This window comes from Parahaliea maris (assembly GCF_008064665.1).
Lineage (GTDB): Bacteria > Pseudomonadota > Gammaproteobacteria > Pseudomonadales > Halieaceae > Parahaliea > Parahaliea maris.
On the sequence record NZ_VRZA01000002.1, the window covers coordinates 853,295 to 876,256 of the forward strand.

The 22,962-nt window shown below is 60.0% G+C and carries 23 protein-coding genes; 14 read left to right on the forward strand and 9 right to left on the reverse strand.

Features of this window, described 5'->3' with window-relative positions:
- Positions 1–25: 25 nt before the first annotated feature.
- The gene (gene nhaB / locus FV139_RS08100) at positions 26–1,531 is read right to left on the reverse strand and encodes a sodium/proton antiporter NhaB (RefSeq protein ID WP_148067871.1); all 1,506 of its coding nucleotides are present in this window, start codon (positions 1,529–1,531) and stop codon (positions 26–28) included.
- A gap of 173 nt (positions 1,532–1,704) precedes the next feature.
- Here nhaB and nudC point away from each other — a divergent pair, with 173 nt between their 5' ends.
- The gene (gene nudC, locus FV139_RS08105) at positions 1,705–2,517 is read left to right on the forward strand and encodes an NAD(+) diphosphatase (RefSeq protein WP_148067873.1); all 813 of its coding nucleotides are present in this window, start codon (positions 1,705–1,707) and stop codon (positions 2,515–2,517) included.
- Between the two features lie 21 nt (positions 2,518–2,538).
- Entirely contained in the window at positions 2,539–3,597 is a 1,059-nt protein-coding gene (gene sohB, locus FV139_RS08110) for a protease SohB (RefSeq protein WP_148067875.1), read from the forward strand.
- On the opposite strand, the gene FV139_RS08115 is transcribed toward sohB, so the two are convergent.
- On the reverse strand, positions 3,591–5,918 hold the full coding sequence (locus tag FV139_RS08115) for a fatty acid cis/trans isomerase (RefSeq protein ID WP_235898582.1): 2,328 nt from the start codon (positions 5,916–5,918) through the stop codon (positions 3,591–3,593). The two genes, sohB and FV139_RS08115, sit on opposite strands and share 7 nt — an antisense overlap.
- Positions 5,896–6,114 (reverse strand): hypothetical protein, encoded by a 219-nt coding sequence (locus FV139_RS08120; RefSeq protein WP_148067877.1) that lies wholly within the window; start codon positions 6,112–6,114, stop codon positions 5,896–5,898. Before FV139_RS08120 ends, FV139_RS08115 begins: the two co-directional genes overlap by 23 nt.
- Before the next feature lie 106 nt (positions 6,115–6,220).
- Between FV139_RS08120 and FV139_RS08125 the strand changes: the two genes are divergently transcribed.
- From FV139_RS08125 to FV139_RS08145, 5 genes are all read left to right on the forward strand, one after another.
- Complete coding sequence (locus FV139_RS08125) at positions 6,221–6,838, forward strand: trimeric intracellular cation channel family protein (protein WP_148067991.1); 618 nt, start codon at positions 6,221–6,223, stop codon at positions 6,836–6,838.
- 125 nt (positions 6,839–6,963) lie between these two features.
- Positions 6,964–7,638 (forward strand): DNA-3-methyladenine glycosylase I, encoded by a 675-nt coding sequence (locus FV139_RS08130; RefSeq protein WP_148067879.1) that lies wholly within the window; start codon positions 6,964–6,966, stop codon positions 7,636–7,638.
- 84 nt (positions 7,639–7,722) lie between these two features.
- Positions 7,723–8,094, forward strand: a complete 372-nt coding sequence (locus FV139_RS08135) for an MbcA/ParS/Xre antitoxin family protein (RefSeq protein WP_235898583.1) — start codon at positions 7,723–7,725, stop codon at positions 8,092–8,094.
- Positions 8,094–8,834, forward strand: coding sequence for an RES family NAD+ phosphorylase (locus tag FV139_RS08140; protein WP_148067881.1), 741 nt, complete (start codon positions 8,094–8,096; stop codon positions 8,832–8,834). Before FV139_RS08135 ends, FV139_RS08140 begins: the two co-directional genes overlap by 1 nt.
- A gap of 79 nt (positions 8,835–8,913) precedes the next feature.
- A complete protein-coding gene (locus FV139_RS08145; RefSeq protein ID WP_148067883.1) occupies positions 8,914–9,390 on the forward strand; it encodes a DUF4124 domain-containing protein in 477 nt (158 codons plus the stop codon).
- A gap of 51 nt (positions 9,391–9,441) precedes the next feature.
- On the opposite strand, the gene FV139_RS08150 is transcribed toward FV139_RS08145, so the two are convergent.
- Both FV139_RS08150 and FV139_RS08155 read right to left on the reverse strand, forming a co-directional pair.
- Positions 9,442–10,704 (reverse strand): cytochrome P450, encoded by a 1,263-nt coding sequence (locus tag FV139_RS08150; protein ID WP_235898584.1) that lies wholly within the window; start codon positions 10,702–10,704, stop codon positions 9,442–9,444.
- Between the two features lie 160 nt (positions 10,705–10,864).
- A complete protein-coding gene (locus tag FV139_RS08155) occupies positions 10,865–11,047 on the reverse strand; it encodes a ribbon-helix-helix domain-containing protein (protein ID WP_148067885.1) in 183 nt (60 codons plus the stop codon).
- A 208-nt stretch (positions 11,048–11,255) separates the two neighbouring features.
- Here FV139_RS08155 and dauA point away from each other — a divergent pair, with 208 nt between their 5' ends.
- From dauA to FV139_RS21375, 6 genes are read left to right on the forward strand one after another with little or no spacing between them, the layout of a single operon-like run.
- Positions 11,256–13,004, forward strand: a complete 1,749-nt coding sequence (gene dauA / locus FV139_RS08160) for a C4-dicarboxylic acid transporter DauA (protein ID WP_148067887.1) — start codon at positions 11,256–11,258, stop codon at positions 13,002–13,004.
- Complete coding sequence (locus FV139_RS08165) at positions 12,991–13,221, forward strand: hypothetical protein (RefSeq protein WP_148067889.1); 231 nt, start codon at positions 12,991–12,993, stop codon at positions 13,219–13,221. The genes dauA and FV139_RS08165 overlap by 14 nt, the downstream gene beginning before the upstream one ends.
- A gap of 31 nt (positions 13,222–13,252) precedes the next feature.
- Positions 13,253–13,633, forward strand: a complete 381-nt coding sequence (locus FV139_RS08170; protein WP_148067891.1) for a VOC family protein — start codon at positions 13,253–13,255, stop codon at positions 13,631–13,633.
- Between the two features lie 3 nt (positions 13,634–13,636).
- Positions 13,637–14,401 (forward strand): SDR family oxidoreductase, encoded by a 765-nt coding sequence (locus tag FV139_RS08175; protein ID WP_235898585.1) that lies wholly within the window; start codon positions 13,637–13,639, stop codon positions 14,399–14,401.
- Between the two features lie 14 nt (positions 14,402–14,415).
- Entirely contained in the window at positions 14,416–14,727 is a 312-nt protein-coding gene (locus tag FV139_RS08180) for a TfoX/Sxy family protein (protein ID WP_148067894.1), read from the forward strand.
- Entirely contained in the window at positions 14,714–14,944 is a 231-nt protein-coding gene (locus FV139_RS21375; protein WP_148067995.1) for a transposase, read from the forward strand. The genes FV139_RS08180 and FV139_RS21375 overlap by 14 nt, the downstream gene beginning before the upstream one ends.
- A gap of 238 nt (positions 14,945–15,182) precedes the next feature.
- Here the strand turns inward: FV139_RS21375 and FV139_RS08190 are convergent, their stop codons facing one another.
- The 4 genes from FV139_RS08190 to FV139_RS08205 form a co-directional block, all read right to left on the reverse strand.
- A complete protein-coding gene (locus tag FV139_RS08190) occupies positions 15,183–15,677 on the reverse strand; it encodes a thioesterase family protein (RefSeq protein WP_148067896.1) in 495 nt (164 codons plus the stop codon).
- A gap of 760 nt (positions 15,678–16,437) precedes the next feature.
- On the reverse strand, positions 16,438–18,609 hold the full coding sequence (locus FV139_RS08195) for an arylsulfatase (protein ID WP_235898586.1): 2,172 nt from the start codon (positions 18,607–18,609) through the stop codon (positions 16,438–16,440).
- A 139-nt stretch (positions 18,610–18,748) separates the two neighbouring features.
- Positions 18,749–21,166 carry a CaiB/BaiF CoA transferase family protein gene (locus FV139_RS08200; RefSeq protein WP_148067898.1) on the reverse strand — a complete coding sequence of 806 codons (2,418 nt, stop codon included), beginning with the start codon at positions 21,164–21,166 and terminating at the stop codon, positions 18,749–18,751.
- Between the two features lie 87 nt (positions 21,167–21,253).
- A complete protein-coding gene (locus FV139_RS08205) occupies positions 21,254–22,183 on the reverse strand; it encodes an alpha/beta fold hydrolase (protein ID WP_148067899.1) in 930 nt (309 codons plus the stop codon).
- Between the two features lie 340 nt (positions 22,184–22,523).
- Here FV139_RS08205 and FV139_RS08210 point away from each other — a divergent pair, with 340 nt between their 5' ends.
- Positions 22,524–22,937: a Zn-ribbon domain-containing OB-fold protein gene (locus FV139_RS08210; RefSeq protein WP_148067900.1), complete on the forward strand. Its 414-nt coding sequence runs from the start codon at positions 22,524–22,526 to the stop codon at positions 22,935–22,937.
- The last annotated feature ends 25 nt before the right edge of the window (positions 22,938–22,962 follow it).

Here is a 22,962-nt window from a genome sequence, read left to right on the forward strand (position 1 = left end):
ACTTGCGGGCCCGCCTCAATCCGGTTCAGATAAACAGCGCTACGCAGGCGAAACCGACACCGCCCAGCACCAGGGTGTAGGGCGCCGCCATGACCACCATGCGGCCGTAGGACAAGCGGATCAGCGGAGCCAGGGCCGAGGTCAGCAGGAACAGGAAGGCCGCCTGACCGTTCGGGGTCGCCACGCTGGGCAGGTTGGTGCCGGTATTAATGGCTACCGCCAGGTGGTCGAACTCTTCACGGGTGATGGTGCCGGCATCCAGCGCCGCTTTCACTTCGTTAATGTAGACCGTGGCCACGAACACGTTGTCGCTGATCATCGACAGAATGCCATTGGCCAGGAAGAACATGGGCGGACGGATGCCCGCATCCATGGCCAGCACAGCGTCGATGACCGGTGTGAACAGGTGCTGTTCGTGGATCACGGCGACAATGGCAAAGAACACCACCAGCAGGGCGGTGAAGGGCAGGGCCTCCTCGAAGGCGTGCCCCAGCTGGTGCTCGTCGATGATGCCGTTGAAGGCCGTGAGCAGCACAATCACCATCAGGCCGATCAGGCCCACGGCGGCCCAGTGGAAGGCCAGGGCCACCACCAGTAGCACGGCCACCAGGCTCTGTACCAGCAGGCGCGCATTCATGCGGGAATTGCGGTGTGCCTCCTCGCTGCGCTGGAATTCCTCCAGTACATGGCGAACGTTGGCGGGCAACTTGGCGCCGTAGCCGAATTTTCCGGTCATCTCCAGCACCACACAGGTAGCAAGACCGCACACCAGTACCGGCATGGTCACCGGCGCCATGATGGCGACAAAGTGGCCGAAGCTCCAGCCGGCCACCGTGGCAATCAGCAGGTTCTGGGGCTCGCCCACCAGGGTGCAGACACCCCCCAGGGCGGTACCCACGGCGCCGTGCATCAGCAGGCTGCGCAGGAAGGCGCGGAAGTCCTCGAGATCCTCGCGGCTGTGCTCCTGCACGGACTGGTCGTCGGCGTGGTCGTGGTCGTCGTGGTGCATCTGCTTGCCCGAGGCCACTTTGTGGTACACCGCGTAGAAGCCCACGCCGACGCTGATCAGCACTGCGGTCACCGTCAGCGCATCGAGGAAGGCGGACAGGAACGCAGCGACAAAGGAAAACATCAGCGACAGGGCGACCTTGGATTTCACCCGCAGCAGGATCTTGGTGAACACAAAGAGCAGGAGCTCTTTCATGAAATAGATGCCGGCCACCATGAACATCAGGAGCAGGATGACCTCGAAGTTGGCCAGGGCCTCATGGTACACCGACTCCGGTGACGCCATGCCTAGGATCACGGCCTCGATGGCCAGCAGACCGCCGGGTTGCAGGGGATAGCAGCGCAGGGCCAGTGCCAGGGTGAAGATGAACTCGCCGATCAGTATCCAGCCCGTGACAAAGGGACCCAGGACATACAGGAACAGGGGATTCAGTACCAGGAAGGCGACGATGGTTTTCTTATACCACTCGGGGGAGGGCCCGAGAAAATTCTTCCAAAGGGCGGAGGTTACCGACTCAGTCATAACGCGCTTACAGCCATACCAGGAATTTCAGCGAAGCATTCTACGTTAATAATTGACAAGGAGAACAGCTTTACCGGGCCAGTTGCCCCTGATATAAGTGAGCGACCTTGCCCGGTCCGGAGTGGGGGCATACCATAGCCGGTCCATTGAATTGCAGATAATACCGGGCCCGCATGTTTCGACTGGACAACCAGCCCCCCGAGCGCCGCGAAGGCGCACTTCTCATTGTATTCCAGGAAGGTGAGCTACTCAGCGACCTGCGCTCGCCGCTGGCCTGCCTGCTGGCCGAGGAAGACCTGCACAGCTTTCGCTGGATCGTGCTGCGGGAACAGTTCCTGGGGTACTGGGAGGACCGCCCCTGTTACGCCGTTGAGATCGACAGCGCCCATGCGCTGGACCCGATGCGGTTTCAGCGCGGCAACCTCTACAGTATTCTGGGTCGGGTAGAGGATCCACTATTTGCCCTGGCCGGCCGCGCTGCCCAGCTGCTCGATTGGGAACGCGACCACCAGTTCTGTGGCCGTTGTGGTCGCCCGATGGAGCTGGACACCGCGGAGCGCGCCATGCGTTGCCGCCCCTGCCGCATCATCAACTACCCGCGCATCTCGCCCTGCATCATTGTGCTGGTCACCCGGGGGGAGGAGTTGCTGCTGGCTCGAAACGCGAATTTTCCTCGTCCCATGTACAGCACCCTGGCCGGGTTTATCGAGGCGGGAGAAACCGCGGAAGATACCCTGGTGCGTGAAGTGAAGGAGGAGGTGGGTGTGGACGTAGACAATCTGCGTTACTTCCGCTCCCAGAGCTGGCCCTTTCCGGGGCAGTTGATGCTCGGATTTTTTGCCGACTATACCGGTGGCGACATTGTCTGCGACCCCACTGAAATCGCCGATGCCCGCTGGTTCCATTACCGTGAACTGCCCCAGGTACCGCCGCCGAGCTCGGTGGCGGGGCAGTTGATTCAGCACTACGTCAATTCCTTTAACTGATATTTACAGGCGGAAAACACCTTGGAATTTGTTTCGCAATACGGCCTCTTTCTCGCCCAGTCGGTCACTGTGGTCATCGCTATTCTCATCGTGGTCGGGGGCGTAATCGCCCTCGGCCAGCGCCAGCGGACCGAGCGCGACGGCCATATCGAGGTACGCCACCTCAACGAGCGCTACCGCCGCATGGGCGAGGCACTGCATGAGGCCGTCGCCGACAAACACGCGGTAAAGGCGGAGCACAAGGCGGAAAAGAAAGCGGAAAAGGCCCGGGACAAGGCCGCTAAAAAGGCGGCAAAGCAGGGCAAAGAGGGCGATAACAAAGACGACAAGCCGCGCCTGTACTGCCTGCATTTCCACGGCGACCTCAAGGCCAGTGCCACCGAACACCTGCGCGAGGAAATCTCCACGGTGCTGTCACAGGTGCGGGACAATGATGCCGTCCTGCTGCGCCTGGAGAGCCCCGGCGGCATGGTGCACGGCTACGGCCTCGCCGCCAGCCAGCTGGAGCGAATCCGGGCAGCCGGTGTCGAGTTGACCGTCGCGGTGGACAAGGTTGCCGCCAGCGGAGGCTACATGATGGCCTGTGTGGCCAGCCGTATCATCGCGGCGCCTTTCGCCGTGATCGGTTCGATCGGCGTGCTCGCCCAGTTGCCCAATTTCCATCGCCTGCTGAAAAAGCACGATGTCGATTTCGAGCTGCTCACTGCCGGTGAGTTCAAGCGCACCTTGACCTTGTTTGGCGAAAATACCGACAAGGGCAGGGAGAAATTCCAGGAGGAACTGGAAATTACCCACCAGCTGTTCAAGGATTTCATCCGCCAGCAGCGCCCGTCCCTGGATGTCGACAAGGTTGCCACCGGCGAAGTGTGGTACGGGCGCAACGCGCTGGAGGAGGGCCTGATCGACGCCCTGCAGACCAGCGATGACTTCGTGCAGGAACACCTCAAGGACTGGGACGTGTACGAGGTGCGTTACGTGCAGCGCAAGCACTGGCAGGAGAAACTCGGTGTTGCCGCCGAGGGCGCGGTGGAACGCAGCCTGCTGCGCTGGCTCCAGCGCAGCAGTGGCCCCCATTACTGAGCGGTAGTCTCCACCGGATTGCCGAGGTAACGGTTGTAATCGAACAGGCCGTTGTAGATCGGGTCGGCACTGAGATGGCGCTGATGGAAGCTGTCGCTTACACGCCAGAACCAGGGGGCGTTGCGCGCCACGCTGTAGCGATGGCGCAGCACCTCCCAGTCTTCGGCGGTCTCCAGTGCGGCGATATCCTCGGCAAACAGCGGTAGTTGTTTTTCATGTACCTCGAAAAACAGGTTGGGGTGGTCACCGACGAAGCCCTGAACCACGGTGAGTTTGTCTTCCCCGGGCAGGCGCCTGGATTCTTCGAGAAAGGGCAGGGCGATGTTGGAGTAACCGGAATCCCGCAGCAGGGTGAACGCATGCTCTCCTGACCCGCCAATCACATTCAGGAAACTTACCTGGGGCATGAAGCGGTTGTGCTTGCCGGCGGCCGCCACCAGGCTGTCCAGGGCCTCACTCACCGGCTTGGCGACCTTGTCATGGTAGTCGTAACGCTCGGCGCTGGCCTGGTGGATGTGCTGACGCATCCAGCCGAGAAATTCGGCTTTGGGGTCGTTGCTGGAAAAGTGCAGGTCCGACGGCCGCTCGCTCATCAGTTCGCTGTCGGCAAAGGCGTGACTGCGGGCAAATCCCGGGGCATCCCGGTACCAGAACTCGCGCAGTTTCTTGCGCTCCTCGGGGGGCAGGAACATCAGGAAGTTAAGCTCACCCTCCATCCGCAGGAAATCCATGTACAGGCGGGTTTCCAGCTGGTGAGCCACGGCGCCATACACGTCAAAGCCCGCCACCAGCAGGTAGTGGATCCGCTCCAGTAACGCATAGCTGATGACCCAGGCCGTTTTCGGAGTTTCCCCGACAAAGCCCTTCACCACCGTGGCGGTATCGAAATGGCGAAAGATGGTCAGGGCGGCGTTGGGATTCTTGCCGTCGCCGTCCCACAGCACATCCATGTCGATGTTACGGTCGTCGCGATTCAGCTGTTCCGCCAGGAACTCGACTTTGGCCTTCTGGTAGCGGTCGTGGGACTTGGCGTAGCTGCGCCAGGTGACCAGGTCGACCACCGTGCCGGTGGCGCTGACGGGGAGGCGCAGGTTGTCACTCTCGCGGGCGAGAAAGGCGCCATCGGACTCGGGCGAGATTGACTCCGGGTCCATGAACATGACCCAGAAGCGGTCTTCGATCACGTTCAGGGCAATCTGCCCCCGGCAGACCGGGCCCTTGATAAAGTTCATGATGGTGAATTCGGCCTCTTCCAGCAGAAAGCGGTAGCGCGAACGCACGGGAATCGCCACAAAGCTCTTGAAGGGATTGGCGGCCACCTGCTGCTTGTAGCCCGGGAGTTCCGGCACGGTGTAATCGGGCTCGAGAAAGTTCTGCCGGTACCACTCGCGGCGCTCCTCGTCGAAGCGATAGGCGAGGTGGCTCTTGCCGAGCGGGGTAATGGGCATGCGCTGCAGGCGGTAGTAGACGCGCTTCACGCCGGGGTCGTCGTAGGGACGGCGAGTACTGATCAGGTCGATCGGTTCACCGGGAGGCGTCGCCGAGCGCACCAGGCGGAACCACACCGGCTCGTCGCTGGCCTGCAGGAAGAGAGTGGCCAGAAACAGGTGTTCATAGAGGTAGCGCCCCATCAGGCGCTCCTTGTTGCTGTCGCCGTTGAGGAAACTCTCCCAGGCGTCGAACTGCGCCTGCAGGGGCGGGGCCAGATCCGCTTGCGGCACGGGAGGGGCGCCTGACTCCAGCCAGCGAATCATGGCCTGGTGTTCATCGGGCTGGAGCCCCGGCAAACCAAAGGGCATTCCCCACAGGGGATAATCCTGCGCGTAGCTGTCGAAATCCTCCTGCCGGGTACACTGCTGCTCGCGGTAGAGCGAAAAATCAAAACTGTTGTCGACGGGCCCGCGAGGGGCGAGCGGGTGGGCCTGCTTCAATTCCAGCATCCGGTACAGAACGCCGTCTTCAGGGTTGTCGTCGTCAACGACGGGATAAAAGCCTTTCTTGCGCCAGCGCTTCACCGAGCGGGCGTCATCGAACAGTCGCGTAAGATTGGCTGTCATGAGGCGGGCGCCATCGTATACCAGGTCCTGGCTGGCTCCCCGCGCCAGCCCCTGGCTGGCCTCCAGCTTGAGCTGGCACGGAGCGTCGTAACAGCCGTGGCAGACCATACAGCGGTTTTGCAGAATGTCATGGGCAGCGCTGGCGGTGTCCTCTAATGCAGCGCGCGCACCCGGCGCAGCGAGGCTTGCGAAGCCCAACAGCAACAGACCGAGAAGGGGGAAAAAGTACCGCCGGGTTTGCTCAGTTTTTCTCGTCCTGCTCACATTTGCCTCTTACAATAATGGCTCGATTGACCAGGGCATCCTGATCGCCTGTGTCGTCTGCCAGCACCGCCGCCCCGACATCCCGTTCAGTGGAGCTGCAGGCTGTCTCTTCCTCGCCGGTTAGCACAGTGAGTGCCGCCACAATGACCAGTACTGCAACAAAAGCGACAGCAGACAGCAGCAAGGGCTTGATCATGGCAAGGTATACCCGTGGTCAGTACAGTGAGCGATCATAGCACGTGCCATTGGCCAGGCTGGCAGCTGGACACAAACGGGGTAGAGGAGGAACATCCACCGTGAACATGGCCAACGCAATCTATACGTTTGACCTGCTGGGCGTTGCCGTTTTCGCCATCAGTGGCGCGCTGGCCGCTGCGGAACGGCGCATGGATATACTGACCTTCATACTCTTTGGCACCATTACCGGCATTGGCGGTGGTACGCTGCGAGACCTGCTGTTGAATACCGACCGGGTGTTCTGGATACATGACCCGAGCTATATCTGGGTCTGTATCGGGGCCTCCGTCGCCACCTGGTTTTTCGCCCACCACTTCGACTCCCGCCGCCGCGTGCTGTTGTGGGCCGACGCCCTGGGGCTCGCGTTATTCTGTGTCCTCGGCACCCAGAAAGCCCTGGCCTGGGATGCGCCGGCCATCGTGGCCATTGGCATGGGCATGATGACCGCCAGTTTCGGCTCGCTTATTCGCGACAGCCTGCTCAACCGCCCACCGGTGCTGCTGGGCCCGGAAATCTATGTCACCGCAGCCTTGCTGGGGGCCGCCAGTTTCACCTTGTTGCAGCAGTTTCCCGAGACCGCCACGCTGGCGTTGCCCCTGAGCATGACGGCGGCCTTCGCCCTGCGGGCAGGCGCTCTCCTGTTCGACCTGCGCCTGCCGAAGTACCGCGCCGGGCAGGAGTGAGCGGGCGCACTCGCCAGGCCTGCCCGGTGTGCTGATTAGCCTTCACCCGGTTATCGCGGTGGCAGTCTGGCGCAAGTAGTGTCACTCTTTGCAGCCCGCCAACCCAGGGAGTGGAGCGACCAGCCATGGACACCTTTGACAGCATTCACCAGCGCGCTATTGAACTCAAGGGTGGCAAAGCCGCGCTCGGTCGCCTGATGCCGGAAGTGAAAAGTCCACGCCAGCTGGCCCGCAGCAAGGATCACCGCTGGCTGGCACAAATGGCCCGCTGTATCTTCCAGGCCGGCTTTGTCTGGCGCGTTGTCGACAATAAATGGGAGGGCTTCGAGGAAGTTTTCTTCGGCTTTCCCCCTGAAAAAATTGTCATGCTCAGCCCTGAGCAGATCGACCGTTTTGCGAGCAACCCCCTGATCATCCGCAACCGGCAGAAGGTGGTCAGTGTCCAGCGCAATGCGCGTTTCGTGATGGATGTGGCCAGGGAAGAGGGCAGCTTTGGCCGTTTCGTGGCTCGCTGGCCCGATGAGGACCTGGTGGGCCTGTTCCAGTTGTTCCGCAAGCGCGGTGATCGGCTTGGTGGCATGACAGGTCAGCGGGTGTTGCGCAACATGGGACGCGACACCTTCATCGTCACCGGCGACGTCGTCCGCTGCCTGCGCGGAGCGGGCCTGGAAATTGCCCCCAATCCCACCAGCCAGCGTGATCTTGGCCGTATCCAGAACGCCTTCAACGACTGGCACCAGGAAAGCGGCTTGCCCTACAGTCACATCAGCCGAATTTGCGCCTGTGCGATGGGTGATTGATTATCGCCACAAAAGTCTAAAAATAGACATTATCCGATTTTTGGTCTATATATAGATAAATAGTTGGCTAATAGCGGTATAAATATGAACCAAGTAGCGCCAGCGCGCTCCGATCAGGAGGTTGTCACCCACGCCCTGCTGGAGGCGGGTAGCTACCTCGGGCTGACGCTCTCCGAACTGGCAATGATTGTCGGGGTCAGTACGGCGTCCATGAAAAACTATTCCCGGGGCACGGCGGTGCTCTCCAGCGCCAAGGCAGTGGAGCTGGCATTGGGTCTGGTACGGGTCTACCGCTCGCTGTACGCGATCGTCGGTGGTAACCGGGAGCAGATGCAGCACTGGATGGAGACCGCCAACAGCCACCTGCGCGGCGAGCCACCTGCACAACTGGTGCAAAGCTATGAGGGCCTGGCCCTGGTCAATCACTACCTCGATGGTATGCGCGGCCGGCTGTGATGGACCCGAGATTACTGCGGGTCGGTACCGCCAGTGGCCACATCTGGCGGATTGTCGAATACCAGGAGGAGGCCGCCACCCGCAACATCACCCGCTCCGCAGCGGAACAGGACCGGCTGGAACAACTGCTGGACGCTCACAAGCCGTCCTACCCACCTGCCACAGATCACCTTCACTGGATTCTCAAAGCGCCGTTTCGCTACCCGCCCCTGCGCCACGGCTCCCGCTTTGGCCTGGCCACCGAGATGGGGATCCTCTACGGCGCACGAGAACGAAATACGGCGATGGTGGAGTCTGCGGTGTACCTCTGGCTGTTTCAGCAGGGGCTTCAGGATCTCGGGCCGCTGGAGGTGATCAAGGACGGACGCTGTGCCCTGCACTTTGCCGTCAATCATCAACGCGTCGCCGACCTTACCACGCCCGATGTGCGGGAGTGGTGGGACCGCATCTCCGACCCGGCCGACTACCATTTCTCGCAACAACTGGGGTCTTCCCTCAGGGAGTCGGGCAGCGGCATGATCTGGTTTCGGTCCGCCCGTTGGGCGCAGGGTGTGAACTGCGCTGTACTCGACCCGGCGGCGATAGCGGCGAACACAGTGCCCGTGCAAAGCCAGTGGAGTCTGCGAATCGATACCACCACCTGCTGGTGGGGGCGCCCGGGCGGCGAGCGTTTCGAAATCCAGTACAGCGAGGTGGCAGACCAGGCGGGACGTATCCCGCACCCGGCGCTGGCTGCGTGAACAAGGACTTTTGTCAGGCGTTGAGCCTGTTACACTGGCGTTTTTGCTCAACCCCGCACCCGCGGTATCTGGAGAGGGTATGCTGAGATTAACCTGCCTCGCGTTGTTATGCTGTGTCAGCGTATCCGCGAACGCGCAGACAAGAGTGTTCAAGTGCAAGGGCGAGCAGGGGCAGATGATTTTTAGCCAGCAACCCTGCGGCGAGAACGCCGAGGAAACCACCGTTCGCCCTCCCGATACCAGCACCGGCCCCAGCGCTGCAGACAAAGCCACCTGGCGGCGAATAGCCGAGTCGAATGAAGTCCGGGAGTTGCGCCGGGAGATTTCACGTTACGAGGTGCGTATCAGGGACCTGGAAGAAGCACGGGACATGGATATGCAGCGCCTGCGCGATTCAGGGGGTACCGGCAATACCCCCCCTGGCCAGACGTATGAAGAGGGGCTGCAGCCGCAACTGGACGCCCTGGCTGCCGGCTACCAGCGGCGTATCGATGCCGAGCAGAAGAGGATCGACGAAATCGAATCCAGAATCAGCACATTGACGAAAGACCAGTAGCGCGGAGCCGGAGGTCTTCTGACAACGCCCGCGCTGTTGACTCAGTGCGCTTCACGACAGCCGATACCGCACCGGCATGGAGCGCAAGCCCCCCACGAATATCGCCTTGATCCACTCGGGATCCCCGGCAAATTCCATCTGCTGAAGGCGGGGTAGCAGTTCGCGAAAAAAGCAGCGTAACTCCAGTGCCGCCAGGTGCTGCCCGAGACACATGTGAGAACCGTATCCAAAGGCCAGCTGGGTTTTAGGGTCACGCTGGAGGTCGAGACGATTGGGCTGCTCGAATACCTCGGGGTCGCGATTGGCCGCGGGATACCACAGGGCCACATGGTCACCCGCACGGATCACCTTGCCGTGCAGTTCGGTGTCTTCAGTTGCAGTGCGCACCATGTGGCGGACAGGTGACACCCAGCGGATAACTTCCCTGGCCGCACTGTCATCCAGCGCCGGGTTGTCACGCCACAGGGTCCACTGGTCGGGGTGCTCCAACAGTGCCTTCATGCCGCCGCCAATCGCCGCAGAGGTGGTGTCGTGTCCGGCGCTGGCGGTGATGATGAAATAGCTTGCCTGGTCGAGCATGTTCATGGGCTCGCCATCCACTTCGGCGTTGGCCAGCACCGTAGCGAGGTCATCCCTGGGGTTGCGTTTGCGGTCTTCGATCACCTCGGCAAAGTAGGCGCCGAACTCGTTGAGCACTTCCAGGCCGGCTGTTTCCGAATCGCCGCGCTGCAGCTCCGGATCCTGGCCGCCAAACATCTCCTGGGTCAGCCGCAGCATGGTTTCCTCGGCTTCACGCGGCAGGCCCAGGATCGACAGGATTATGCGCAACGGGAAGAGGAGGGCAATGTCCTTCACGAAGTCGCACTCGTCACCCATTTCCTGCATGCGGTCGACAAACTCTTTCGACAGTGCCTCTACCTCCAGCCGCAGTTTCTCGATGCTCCGGGGCAGGAACCACTCACGGGTGACCTTGCGCATCTTCAGGTGCTTGGGTCGGTCCATGTGTATCAGGGTTTCCAGCCCGTTGCTGGTGCCGAACTGCGCCAGCAGGGCCTCCTCGAAAGCTGACGGAATCAGTACGGTGCGTGGCGCACTGAGAAAGCTGTCGTTCTGGCTCCCGATCGAGCGCACGTCGTCATAGCGGGTCAGTGCCCAGAACGGGCGGTACTCCGGGTGCTCCACCCGGGCCACGGGGTCGGAGTTGCGCAGATAGTCGAACAGGGCGTACATGCTGCGTTCGTCGCCCATGATGGTCGGGTCGAGGATATCGGCCGGTTGGAATCCGTTCAGTTTCACCGCTGCCTGGCTGCTCACACGCGTCTCCTTGAGGTGGGTCAGCGGCAGAGTATGGCTCAGCCAACCGGAAATGAACCGGTATATTGTGGCCAAAAAGCGGTTAAATCCTGTCGACCTTGAAGCTAAGCCGTTACCCCGCACACCTGCGCGATGGCGGGGTTAGCCTTGTTCCGCGTCATCATTGCCCGTCGTCGAATACCTGGCCTTTCCAGTCTGGCCCCATACCGTTCTCGATGTACTCGCGCATGAACTGACGAATCTTCTGCGACGGGGTGACATCCTCCAGAGCGCAAAGTTTTTCAAAGGCCGCTTTTTTCTTTGGGTCTACCAACACGGTCAGTCGCGCAGTTCGTTTTTCCATGGATGGTCTCGTCTGTGAGGGTTGGAGTGAATCTTCATTTGATGATTGCGGGAGTGTACAACGCTCACACCGCCCGGGACGCCGATTCTAATATGTCATTCATCATATGATAATATTATTATCATACAATGATACTATGTGAGTACCCAGGCGGGCATGCATCGGGCGTGCTTGCCGGATTTATGTTCCAGCCGAAGGGAGCTGTCTGATGCCGCACCGGGCGCATGTGGTGTCCTTGCGTATCGGGCATGCGCTGCGGGAGGCGCTGAGCGGGGGTTACCGGCGAGCCGACCTGGCAAGGGATGTGCTGGCCGGATTGACCGTTGGCATCATTGCCATCCCCCTCGCCATGGCGCTCGCCATTGCCAGCGGTGTGGCGCCCCAGTACGGGCTATATACGGCGATGATTGCCGGTGTCCTGATCGCCGTGCTCGGCGGCAGCCGCTACAGCATTTCGGGCCCCACGGCGGCCTTCGTCGTCATCCTTTACCCCCTTGTGGCAAAGCATGGCCTGGCCGGATTGTTGCTGGCCACGACGATGGCCGGCCTCATCCTTATCGCCATGGCGTACGCCCGACTCGGGCGCTTTATCGAATACATTCCGGAGTCAGTTACCCTGGGCTTCACCGGCGGTATCGCCATCGTGATCGCCACACTGCAGGTTCCGGATTTCACCGGCCTGGTGGTGCCGTCAATGCCGGAACATTACCTGGGCAAAATCCACACGATTGCTGTCCATCTCGGACAGGCCGATGCGGGCAGTTGCCTGATTGCCGTCTTCACGCTGACGGTCATGTTAGCCTGGCCGCGCCTGCGACTGCGACTGCCGGTTCCTCCCCTCTTGCCGGCGCTGCTGCTGGCCAGTCTGCTGGGTGTCGTGCTGGGGTGGGGCGGCATGGACGTGGAGACCATTGGCACGCGCTTCCACTCTGTGTTGCCCAATGGGTCCGAGATGGGGGGCATGCCTCCCTTCCTGCCGACCCTGGATTGGCCCTGGCACAGGCCGGGGCCAGACGGAGAACCGTTGGCGCTGACACTGGAACTGGTTTCGGAACTGTTGCCCGCGGCCTTTGCTATCGCGGTTCTGGGTGCTATTGAATCATTACTTTGCGCGGTAGTACTGGATGGCATGTCGGGCAAACGCCACAGCGCAAACAGCGAACTGCTGGCACAGGGTGTGGGCAATCTGGAGACCCCCTTTTTCGGTGGTATCACGGCGACCGCCGCCATCGCGCGTTCCGCCACCAACTTCAGGGCCGGTGCAGTCTCTCCGCTGGCAGCACTGACTCATGCTCTGGCGGTGTTTGCGGGGCTGCTGTTACTGTCGCGGGCGCTGGCCTGGATCCCCATGCCCGCCCTGGCCGCGCTGTTGATGGTTGTGGCCTGGAACATGAGCGAAGCGCCTCGATCTGTCCGCTTGATAAAGCGTTCACCACGCGCTGACGTCCTGGTGTTCGTGACCTGCCTGTCGCTGACCGTACTCTTTGACATGGTCATCGCGATTACCGCGGGTGTTGTCCTGGCTTCACTGTTGTTCATGAAGGAGCTGGCCGGATTGACCCGGATTGTCGACATATCCGGCAATAGCGCCTATGTCGAAAGTCCGTTGCCGGAGAACTGGAAGGTATTCAAGGTGCGGGGAGCCATGTTTTTCGCAGCCGCTGACCGGATAGCCGCAGAACTGTCGCGAGCGGCCCGCGAACTCGATGGCATTGTTTTGCATATGCAGTACAGCTCTTATCTGGATGCCGGCGGCATGTCTGCCCTGGAGCGGTTGATGGACGAGTGCGCCGCCAGGCACATAACGGTCAGATTTTCAGCGTGGCAGTTCCAGCCGCTCAAAGCAATGGCCAAGGCGCGCAACGGGACTCCAGGTCCACTGGACGTCTCGTTCCCCTCGCTGGAAGAGGCCATCAGGGATATTTTGACAGGAGGTAGAGAAAATGCTGCTCGATGAGGCGATTACACTGGGTGAACAGGGTACCTGGCACGAAGTACAGGTCAGGCCGAGGCCCGGCAGCACCGCGCAATGGTTCGTGATGTTACGTGACATCCACGGCAAGTCGTTTATTCTCGCGGATAACGAAGATAATGCGATTTCCAGTGACGACATGAACGAGATCGCGCAGTTGGTGCGATCCATGGGCCAGAAAGAGTTCACGGTCTTCGTCTGACCCTTACGCACGAACCGCCAGGAGACTTGCCATGGCCAACCAGGGGCTCAATCACATCAACCTGTCGCTACCGGCGGACAGACTGGAAGAGATCCGCGATTTCTACATCGATATTGTCGGCCTGCGCGAGGGGCCACGGCCCGCTTTTGATTTTCCGGGATACTGGCTGTACGCGGGTGATTCTCCGGTAGTTCACATGATGCACAGACCCACCGAGGGTAGGGGCCCGGGAACGTCTTACCTGGACCACGTCGCTTTCACCTGCACCGATCTGGATGAAACCGAACAGAAACTCGAGCGTCAGGGCATCTCCTACCGGAAACGGGAGATCGCGGCATTTAACATCGTCCAGCTGTTCTTCCATGACCCCACCGGTCTGGGCATCGAAATGAATTTCCAGGTGGAGAACTGATCGGTGCCTGCACTGCAGAACAAGGATCGCGTGCTGTTGATTACCGGTGGGTCCCGCGGCATTGGCGCCGCTACCGCCACGCTGGCGGCCTCACGCGGTTATCGGGTCGTTATCAACTACCGGTCGCAGGAAGCGGCCGCGCAGTCCGTTGTCGACGCCATCCGCCAGCAGGGCGGCGAGGCGCTAGCGTTGCAGGCTGACGTTGCCCGGGAGGACGATGTCCGGCGTCTGTTTGAGAGCATTGTCGACCACTATGGCCGGCTGGATGCGCTGGTCAACAACGCGGGCATTCTCGAGCAACAGGGGCCGTTGCGCGACATGACCGCAACGCGCCTGCAGCGCGTGTTTGATACCAATATCCTGGGCAGTTTCCTGTGCGCTCGTGAAGCCGTGCAGCGAATGTCCAGCCGGGAAGGAGGGGAGGGCGGTGCTATCGTCAATGTCTCGTCCGCGGCTTCGAGACTCGGTTCGCCCAATGAGTACGTCGATTATGCCGCGTCCAAGGCGGCCATCGATACCCTGACCATCGGCCTCGCCAAGGAGGTCGCGGCGGATGGCATTCGCGTCAACGCGGTGCGCCCCGGCGTTATTTACACCGAAATACACGCCTCCGGCGGCGAGCCGGGCCGGGTGGACCGGGTCAAGGCCCAGGTGCCGATGGGGCGGGGCGGCCAACCGCAAGAGGTAGCCAACGCCATCCTGTGGTTGTTGTCTGACGAAGCTTCCTATATCACGGGAGCTTTGATCGACATCTCCGGCGGCCGTTAGGGGAGCGCACCTGCGTGAGCAATCGTCAGCAACAGGAGTTTGCCGACTACATCGTGGAACTGATGCAGTCACTGGGCCCCGCAAGCGCACGGCGCATGTTCGGCGGCTATGGCATCTTTATGGACGGGCTGATGTTTGGGCTGATCATCGGGCGAACTCCCTACTTCAAGACCGATGCAGAGAACCTGCCGTCGTTTAGCGAGCGCGGGTTGGAGCCGTTTACCTACCAACGCCGGCCAAAAGCAAACGATCACCGATCACGCCCCCCGCGCTCAAGACTTTACCTAGGCCAGAGGCAGCCGCAACCGGAAGCTGACCGACGATGAACGCGCCAAAAACCGGAACAAGTCGCGCGTCCGGGCACGTGTGGAACATCAGTTCGGGATTATCAAACGGCAGTTTGGCTTCAACAAAGTCCGCTACCGTGGGCTGGCGAAAAACGCTTATCGTCTCTTCGTCGCCTGCGCCCTGCGTAACCTTGTTATTGCAAAGAAGACGCTGCTGGGTAGACGCCGAATGGAATTGCAGGGAAGTTGCGCCTGATGCGTAGCTAATCGAGGCCATATTGCCTCGAAAGACAAAATAGACCGACGATTCCGCACGACGTTTCCGCGGAGACGCCCCAGAAAAGATGGGAAGTGGCGGATACTGGATCGGTCCGCTGTTCATAGGCTATTAATCAGATGATCCTTAACTTGAAAATATAAATCCTTATAAATCTCTAAGTTACGTAACACCGAAGCTCCCCTTGCGCCGAGCCTTGCTCTTTTAGCTTGCCCGGTCAAGCGCCACCCAACCACTTGTTTTTTGGGGGCTTGATGTTACTTCCGACGCCAGATGGTGTGGGTAACGCCAGGTTTCCGCGGACAATATCCTGCAGCCGGCAATAGAGCTCTTGCGGAATTTCACTTGACCTTCTGGCAACTAAATCGATGTGAATATCCACTTGCTCAGATACCGCAGCCCTACATACTCTTGTCTTGTTGTAGACTTCGTGAAAGAAATGTAGCCGCTTTTGGTCTACCGCCAATAGCCACGACTTGATTTCCAGTTCATCACCTTCTGATACTTCACGTTCGTAAATCATGTGGCTCTCCAACACGGCCTTGCCACAGTTTGTAGACTTCACATATTCTTCACCCAAGCCAATCGCTTCCGTGAAATTAAAATGTGCATCATAAACAACGAGACCATAGTGAGTTGCGTTCATATGGCCATTGACGTCTATCCATTCTTTTGGGACGACAACTTTTAATCCAGTAAATGGAATACTCACAGTCTCTTCTCTCGCTTAGTGCTCGCAGCCGGTTCGAAATAACCTTGAAGCGGTTTCAACCTACCGGTGGTGGCCCGTGCTCATGATGATTCGGATGCTACTTGTGTTCAGCAGTTCGTATCTCGAAGTGTTCACGCTTCTTAGGAACGCATGCTTTTAAGGGCATCTACACTTTCGCCCGGAGCGCCACTACAACAGTTCGATTTTGTTAGAGTTTTATCAAGAATTCGATCGGAATCAATTAGCGTCGCGCTGTGCAGTACCAAGTGGTTCGCCTGTCGATACTCACTACCAACATATTTTGTAGAGGCAGCGCCACTGCTGTGCACGCCCCCGTTTTGGTGGCGATACCCTTCTCGCTATTATCAGCAAAAATCGCACCTGCAAGCTGGCTGGAGCCTATTAGACGACAATTAACTTGTCCGGTCAGCGAAAAATAGTTTGGCCGGTTGACCTGCCAGGTTCGGACACTGATCTCAGCAGGAGAGACCAGTGTCTGCCAAGCGCATCACTGATCAACTGACCAACTTGTATATATACGAACGCAAGCAAGTCCAGGACAGTAGAAATTTGCATTTCCAAGCTATTTGCACATCGGTCGTTAGTGTTTGTCCCATGAGAAAAAATCTTGGGACAACTTTTCCGCGAAAGGCTTATGGACAATCCCTACCCGAACCGGCGTGGACAACGAATGCCCCAGCGGGAAGCATGGGGACCCCCATTTCACCAATTCCGGCTGATTTCGTTTATCACAGAGACACTAGCCGCTTTCGAGGGCGACCACTCCAATTTTCGCGCCTTTGAGAGGATAACCGATGGGAGCCGCTTGGGGATAACTGCCGGCCGGCGACCCGGTATCGATACCCAGGTCGAAGGTTTCGTCGATGGTATAGAAAGACGGTTGCGATGCCCGGATTCTGGCGCTGCCCAGCACTTTACCATTGACTGACAGAGTGAAGGTGCCTCCCTTGGCGTATCCCTGCCCGTCGTAGGCAAAATTCAACTCCAGCTGGTTCTCGCCTGGTGCCAGCGGCGCTTCGCTGGACAGACGAATGCGGTCGACTTCGTAGATGCGACACTCGAATACCGGGCGACCCGCTTCATCCAGATACAGGGACCAGCCTGCGGAAAGGCCGCCGACGGTGGCGATGACCCCGCTCGCCTCACCGTCTAGGGAAATGCTTGCCTGCAGCTTCCAGTTATTGTTGGCCATTCGCGGGATCTGGGATTCCGGCACACCGAGGGTTCCAGGATAGTATTCGACTTTTCTGCGATCTCCCGCAAGACTGGGCCGGGGCTGGCGATTGTCGACACTGCTGTGCAGGGGCAGCATTTGCAGTTCAGCGGCCACGCGGTTGAATAAGTGCTTGAGTTCGGCCAGTCTGGCCGGCTCCGCGGCGGCCAGGTCGACGGCCTGACTGAAATCCGCCTCGAGGTTGTAGAGTTCCCAGGTGTCGTCATCGAAGGAGGTGTCGCCAGAAATACCGCCGACTGACCAGGGCAGGCGGTCATGGCGTGCCGATGCCATCCAGCCTTCGTGGTAGATGGCGCGATTGCCGTGTACTTCAAAGTACTGTGTGGGATGGAACTCGGCGGCGTCGGCGCTGGCAAAGCTGGAGAGCATTGAACTGCCGTCCATCGGCAACTGGGATATGCCATTGACTGTTTCCGGCATCTCCATTCCCGCAGCTGCGAGTATAGTCGGTGCAATATCGTTCACATGGGAGAACTGGTTGCGTAGGCCGCCTCTTTCCTCAAAGCCATTGGGCCAAGTTACCACCAGTGGATTTCTGGTGCCGCCAAGGTGAGACGCCACCTGCTTTACCCACTGGAACGGGGTGGTCAGGGCCCAGGCCCAGCCAGCGGGATACTGGGGGTAGGTGTCGGCGTCGCCGATTTTATCCAGTGCCGCCAGTTGCGCCGAGACCGGCTCCTGTAATCCCTGCAACGCGCCCATGTAATTGATGCTGCCGGGTGGCCCGCCCTCTGCGCTGCTGCCGTTGTCGCCCACGATATAGAAAAACAGGGTGTTGTCGAACTGACCCATTTGCTTCAGGTGATTTGCCAGCCTGGCGACCTGTTGGTCGGTGTGCGCCAGAAAGCCCGCATAGGTTTCCATCAGGCGGGAGGCTACCTTGCGCTCCTCATCGCTGAGACTGTCCCATACGGGAATCTGGGGCGGGCGTGGCGTCAGAATCGCGTCTTTGGGAATCACCCCCAGCGCTTTCTGGCGCTTGAAGGTGGCCTCGCGCATGGCGTCCCAGCCCTGATCGAACTTTCCGCGGTAGCGTTCAATCCATTCTGCAGGTACCTGTAAAGGAGCGTGCGTGGCACCGGTGGCGTAATAGAGAAAGAAGGGCTTATCGGGAGCCAGGCTGTGTTGCATATCAAGCCACTCGATTGCGGCGTTGCTCATATCCTCGGTCAGGTGGTAGTTGTCCACGTCCGGGCGTTGGACCGGTCGGGTACCTTCGTACAGGGTGGGATCGTACTGGTCGGTTTCTCCGCCCAGGAAGCCATAGAATTTCTCGAAGCCGACGCCGGTAGGCCAGCGGTCGAAGGGGCCGACCGGCGAGGTCTCCCAGGGCTGGGTCAGGTGCCACTTGCCGAAGGCGGCAGTGTTATAGCCGTTGTTGCGCAACATTTCGGCTACCGTGGCGGTGTGGGGATTGAGAATGCCCTGGTAACCGGGACGATTGGTCGCGGTGTTGAGGACTGCGCCGACATTGGCCCGGTGGGCATCGCGCCCGGTCAGCAAAGCTGCACGGGTTGGCGAGCAGATCGCTGTGGTATGGAAGCGATTGAAACGCAGGCCATCGTTGGCCAAAGCCTCCATCCCCGGCGTCTGCGCAGGCCCGCCAAAGGTGGAGGCGGCACCGAAGCCGACGTCGTCGAGCAGGACGATTACCACATTGGGCGCGGAGGTCGTCACTTCCGCCGGCAATGGCGTTTGAGCAGCTGCGCTGTGTTGTAATAGCAGGCCCAAGGCAGCGCTCGATAACCATGGTATCGGTCGAATGTTCAGTCTGTTCAGCATTTCTGTCTCACAATGGTGGCTGATCGTCAAAGGCCTAATCTTGCGGGCGAACCGCAACGCCGGCCTGGTAGAGTGCTTCGATTGCCTCGGCGCTATAGCCGAACTCACCGAGGATTTCACCGGTATGCTGCCAGGGCGTGGGCGGAGGTCCCCCTGCCTGGCAAGGCGTGTCGGAAAAGTCGATACCGGATCCGAACATGTCGATGGTGCCAGTGCGGGTGTTGCCCTCGCAGCGCACGATCCAGCCTCGTTGCAGGAACTCGGCGTTGTCGAATAGCTCCCGGGAGAAGTTCTCTGCGGAAATTTCGCAGGGCACTCCAGCGCGGTCGAGACGCTCAAACCAGTCCATGGCCGAAGCACTGGCCAGTCGACTTGCCATCAAAACTTCCAGCTCGCTGTTGTTTTGTGCGCGCGCCGAGGAAGTGGCATAGGCTGGATTTTCGGCCAGTTCGGGAAGCGCCGTGGTAAGCGCCTGCCAGTGTGACTCATTGGCGACGGCCAGGCAGATCCAGCCTTCGCGACAACGATAAAGGCGGTAAAGCGCGTTGAATCCGAGCTGCTCTGAATCGAGCACCGGGCGTGGGAAATGCCGGCCGTCTGGGGTGGTGTACACACGCGAATTGTTGAAGATCGAGGCGCTCAGTATCGACGCGTCGACTGCCTGCCCCATACCGGTTTTTTCTCGTGCGTAGAGCGCCTGGATAACGGCGATGGCAGCGAGAAATCCATTGCCCAGATCGCCGTTGGAAGTGGCGCCAAACCATGGCCGGCCACCGTTCCAGCAACCGCCGTCCTCCCAGACCGTGCCGCCGAGGGAATTAGCGGTCTGGTCGTTGCCGGGGAGCAGCGAGCGGGGGCCGTCTTCGAATCCCCGGGTGTGGGCAAAGACAACGCGGGGGTTGATCTCGCGCAAACTGGCGTAGTCCAGACCGAGTTTCTTCGCCGCCTGGGGCCGCATGTTGTGGACGATGACATCGGCGTCTTCGATCAGTTTGCGCGTAATCACCTGGCCTTCCGGCAGGCGTGAATCCAGGCCCAGGCTGCGTTTGCTCCGGTTGACCCCGAGCGACATGTTGCAGCCCATCCAGAAGGCATTGCGGCTGGGGTCGATCTTGATGACCTCAGCGCCGAGGTCCGCCAGAAGCTGTGTACACCAGGGCCCGGCCACGGCGAGTCCGAAATCGGCCACCCGGATGCCCTGTAGCGGTCCCCGGGACAGCGACCCGCCCGCCGCTCTGGCTGGCTGGGGAGCCAGAGCAGCGGCCTCGGCGCGAACGGCTTCGGTGTGTTCGCCCGGCTTTGCAACACCGCCGCGAACGACCGGCATATTGCTATGCATGCGATAGACCAGTCCTGCCTGGTGCAGAGGACCCAGTTCCGGATCATCCAGTACCACCACGGTGCCGTCTTGCAGTAGTGCCGGGTCGCACAGGGCTTCTTCGGGAGTGCGTACCGGCTGGCAGGACACACCTCCGGATCCCGCGGCGAGGGCTGTCCACTGCGCCACGGTGAATTTTGCGAAGGTCGGGGCCAGACGCTCGAGGGCCTTGTTGCGCTCTTCCAGTGAGGCCATGCCGGTGCGAGTGAGGTCGCCTTGTGGCAGTACCAGCGTATCGCTGGCACCGGCTTCTTCAAACCATTCGGTTGGGCTGGCCCAGGTGCACATATAGCCGTCTTTGGCGCGGACGATCCCCCAGGTTTGGCGCGGATCGGACACGCCCAGAACATAACCCTTGGCATCGGGGTGCTCCGGTCTTTGCCAGCTACAGCACTGGCCCATGATGATGCCCTGCAGCAACGATGTTTCTACCCACTGGCCGCGGCCGGTCAATTCACGGGCGCGCAGTGCTGCGCTGATGCCGAGCAGGGCGAGGTAGGCCGCGAGTATGCTGGGCGCTTCGGTGGCCGGGAACAGCGGCCCCTCGCGATCAGAGCCCGTGCGGATGCTGTCCGGGACGTAGCGGTCGCCGTCTGCCTTATCGAGGCCGACGATCCTGTCGATGGAACTGCCGTTCCAGCCCCGGGTCTCCCACAGGAGACCGGTGCGGGCGGCGACCAGCATATCGTACCCCGGGCGGGAAGCGTGCGAGTTGTCCCTGCCGTAGCCGGTAATCGAGCAGTAAATCAACTGCGGGCAGGTTGGTGAAAGGCTGTCGTAGTCTATGCCCAGGCGTTTGGTGACGCCGGGTTCAAAGCTCTCCAGCAGAATGTCTGCGCTTCCAGCGAGTTGGCGGAAGACCGCCAGATCGGCGCTGGACGTCAGGTCCAGGGTGGCTGAGCGCTTTCCCCGCTGCCACACGCGGTAACCCAGGGGGCGTTCGAAGGGTTCTCCGTCGGGCGCTTCAATACGTGTCACATCGGCGCCGTGATCGGCCAGCATCATGGTTACCTTGGGGCCGGACAGCCCCCAACTCAGGTCGAGGACCCGCAGTCCGTCGAGAACTCCGCTCATCCAATGTTTCTCCCATGTTTGCCCGGTTCGTCGGGACGCAAGAAATGGTAGCTGGCGCCGATAGTGCCTATCCCTCAAAGGGAATCGCTATCGTGGACATTCCAGGAAGCCGTCCAGTGCCTGCATAAAGCCTTGAAAATTGTCGTGCTGCACCCAGTGTCCTGCCTTGGGCACAACCGTCATCCGGGCTTTGGGGAAATGCTTGGGCCAGCTTGTGTCGCAGCTCAGCCAGCTATCGGTGCCATGGATAAGCAGAACTGGTTTGTCGATGTTCGCCCAATGCGCTTCACGTTCCTCGACAGCGTAGCGATGGGGGAACGCAAGGATCTGCAGATAGGGGTCGAACTTGAAACTGAAACTGCTATCGCCATTCGAACGCACCGCATAGGCTGCCATGTGCCTGGCCTGATCCATGGAGATCGCGGCATTCGACTCCTGCAGGCGTTTTGCCGCGTCTTCCACTGAAGGATAGCGCCGGGCGATGCGGTCTGAGGCGTGCCTGGTCCGTTCAACCCATTCACGCAGCTCCGCCAGAGGGTCGCGTTGCTGGTAAGGCTTGCCGATTCCTTCTATGACGACCAGTTGACGAATATTCCGAGGGTAGGCCGTCGCGTAGCGCAGGCTGACGACACCGCCGAAAGAGTGGGCGACGATGGTTAGTGGAGCCAGCTCGAGTGAATCGATCAGCGTGCTCAGGTCCAGTACAAAGTCGTCGAGTTGGTAGTCGCCCCCGCGCACCCAGTCGCTGTCACCATGCCCTCTGAGGTCCGGCACTATCACCCGGTAGTACCTGCTGAGAAGTCGTGCAGTCCAGTCCCAGCTATGGGCGTTGTCCTTGCCGCCGTGGACGAGTAGGAGGGGAGGAGAGGACTTGCTGCCCCATTCGAGATAATGTAGCCGCAGGCGTTGCGACTCGTAGAAGTGCGATCGTGGGGGTGCGACCGCCCGGTCGTCAGCAGATACCGTGCCGAAAACCTCCGCACTTTCTGCAACTTCAGGATGGTGCTGTTCCGTCATTCGCTGTGATCTCCTACATTTTCACCGTAAGAAGTTATTGGTGTGGGCCGCCTGGCCCGGTGAAAACGCTCAGTAGGAAAATCCTAGCAAAGCAACCTGCGGAGACGACATATCACCAGGTGACAAATAGGACGCCCGCAGGTGACAGGCGATCACTGGAATGAGTCCATCGCATTGGGTTGCGCTCAGCCGGAATCAGAATCAATCCTGATTCGATGAAAGTGCCACAGTCACTTCAGGATACATCCTTGTAACCATTGGAGCTGTCTCTTGCTGTGAGCCACTTCGTATACTCTCGGTTCGAAAGTCGCATTCAGTTTGGAGCCTGTAGGAGAAAACCATGAATAATGAACTACCGCTACGACCTGCGCCGATCAGAAAACGGGATAACCTGTTCTTCTGGGATGGAGCAAAGCTGGAAGAGTTGCGAATCCAGAAGTGCAACTGCTGCGGCAAGCTGCAACATCCTCCCGGGCCGATGTGCCCGCAGTGCCTGGAAACCGACATGGGCTACCAGGTCTGCGTGGGCAGGGGGCGGGTATACAGCTGGATTATTCCGAGATACCCGGAGCTTCCGATGTTCAGCAGTGACCTTGTCGTCGCGTTGATCGAGCTCGAGGAAGGCGTACGGATTCTTTCCAATATTTGCGATGTCGCGCACGAAGACATTCGCCAGGGGATGGAGGTGGAGCTTTTCTTCGCCGCTACTCAGGATGACGGCAAGGTGCCCCAATTCCGCCCTGCCACACAATAACTGGTCTACGGAGATTCTACGCGTG

Excerpts from the sequence above, each read along its gene's own strand:
- FV139_RS08205 (WP_148067899.1), bottom strand. The coding sequence starts at position 22,183 with ATGACGGAACAGCACCATCCTGAAGTTGCAGAAAGTGCGGAGGTTTTC.
- FV139_RS08170 (WP_148067891.1), top strand. The coding sequence starts at position 13,253 with ATGGCCAACCAGGGGCTCAATCACATCAACCTGTCGCTACCGGCGGAC.
- FV139_RS08155 (WP_148067885.1), bottom strand. The coding sequence starts at position 11,047 with ATGGAAAAACGAACTGCGCGACTGACCGTGTTGGTAGACCCAAAGAAA.
- FV139_RS08130 (WP_148067879.1), top strand. The coding sequence starts at position 6,964 with ATGGACACCTTTGACAGCATTCACCAGCGCGCTATTGAACTCAAGGGT.
- FV139_RS08165 (WP_148067889.1), top strand. The coding sequence starts at position 12,991 with ATGCTGCTCGATGAGGCGATTACACTGGGTGAACAGGGTACCTGGCAC.
- nudC (WP_148067873.1), top strand. The coding sequence starts at position 1,705 with ATGTTTCGACTGGACAACCAGCCCCCCGAGCGCCGCGAAGGCGCACTT.
- FV139_RS08200 (WP_148067898.1), bottom strand. The coding sequence starts at position 21,166 with ATGAGCGGAGTTCTCGACGGACTGCGGGTCCTCGACCTGAGTTGGGGG.
- FV139_RS08145 (WP_148067883.1), top strand. The coding sequence starts at position 8,914 with ATGCTGAGATTAACCTGCCTCGCGTTGTTATGCTGTGTCAGCGTATCC.
- FV139_RS08120 (WP_148067877.1), bottom strand. The coding sequence starts at position 6,114 with ATGATCAAGCCCTTGCTGCTGTCTGCTGTCGCTTTTGTTGCAGTACTG.
- FV139_RS08135 (WP_235898583.1), top strand. The coding sequence starts at position 7,723 with ATGAACCAAGTAGCGCCAGCGCGCTCCGATCAGGAGGTTGTCACCCAC.
- dauA (WP_148067887.1), top strand. The coding sequence starts at position 11,256 with ATGCCGCACCGGGCGCATGTGGTGTCCTTGCGTATCGGGCATGCGCTG.
- FV139_RS08125 (WP_148067991.1), top strand. The coding sequence starts at position 6,221 with ATGGCCAACGCAATCTATACGTTTGACCTGCTGGGCGTTGCCGTTTTC.
- FV139_RS08140 (WP_148067881.1), top strand. The coding sequence starts at position 8,094 with ATGGACCCGAGATTACTGCGGGTCGGTACCGCCAGTGGCCACATCTGG.
- FV139_RS08210 (WP_148067900.1), top strand. The coding sequence starts at position 22,524 with ATGAATAATGAACTACCGCTACGACCTGCGCCGATCAGAAAACGGGAT.
- nhaB (WP_148067871.1), bottom strand. The coding sequence starts at position 1,531 with ATGACTGAGTCGGTAACCTCCGCCCTTTGGAAGAATTTTCTCGGGCCC.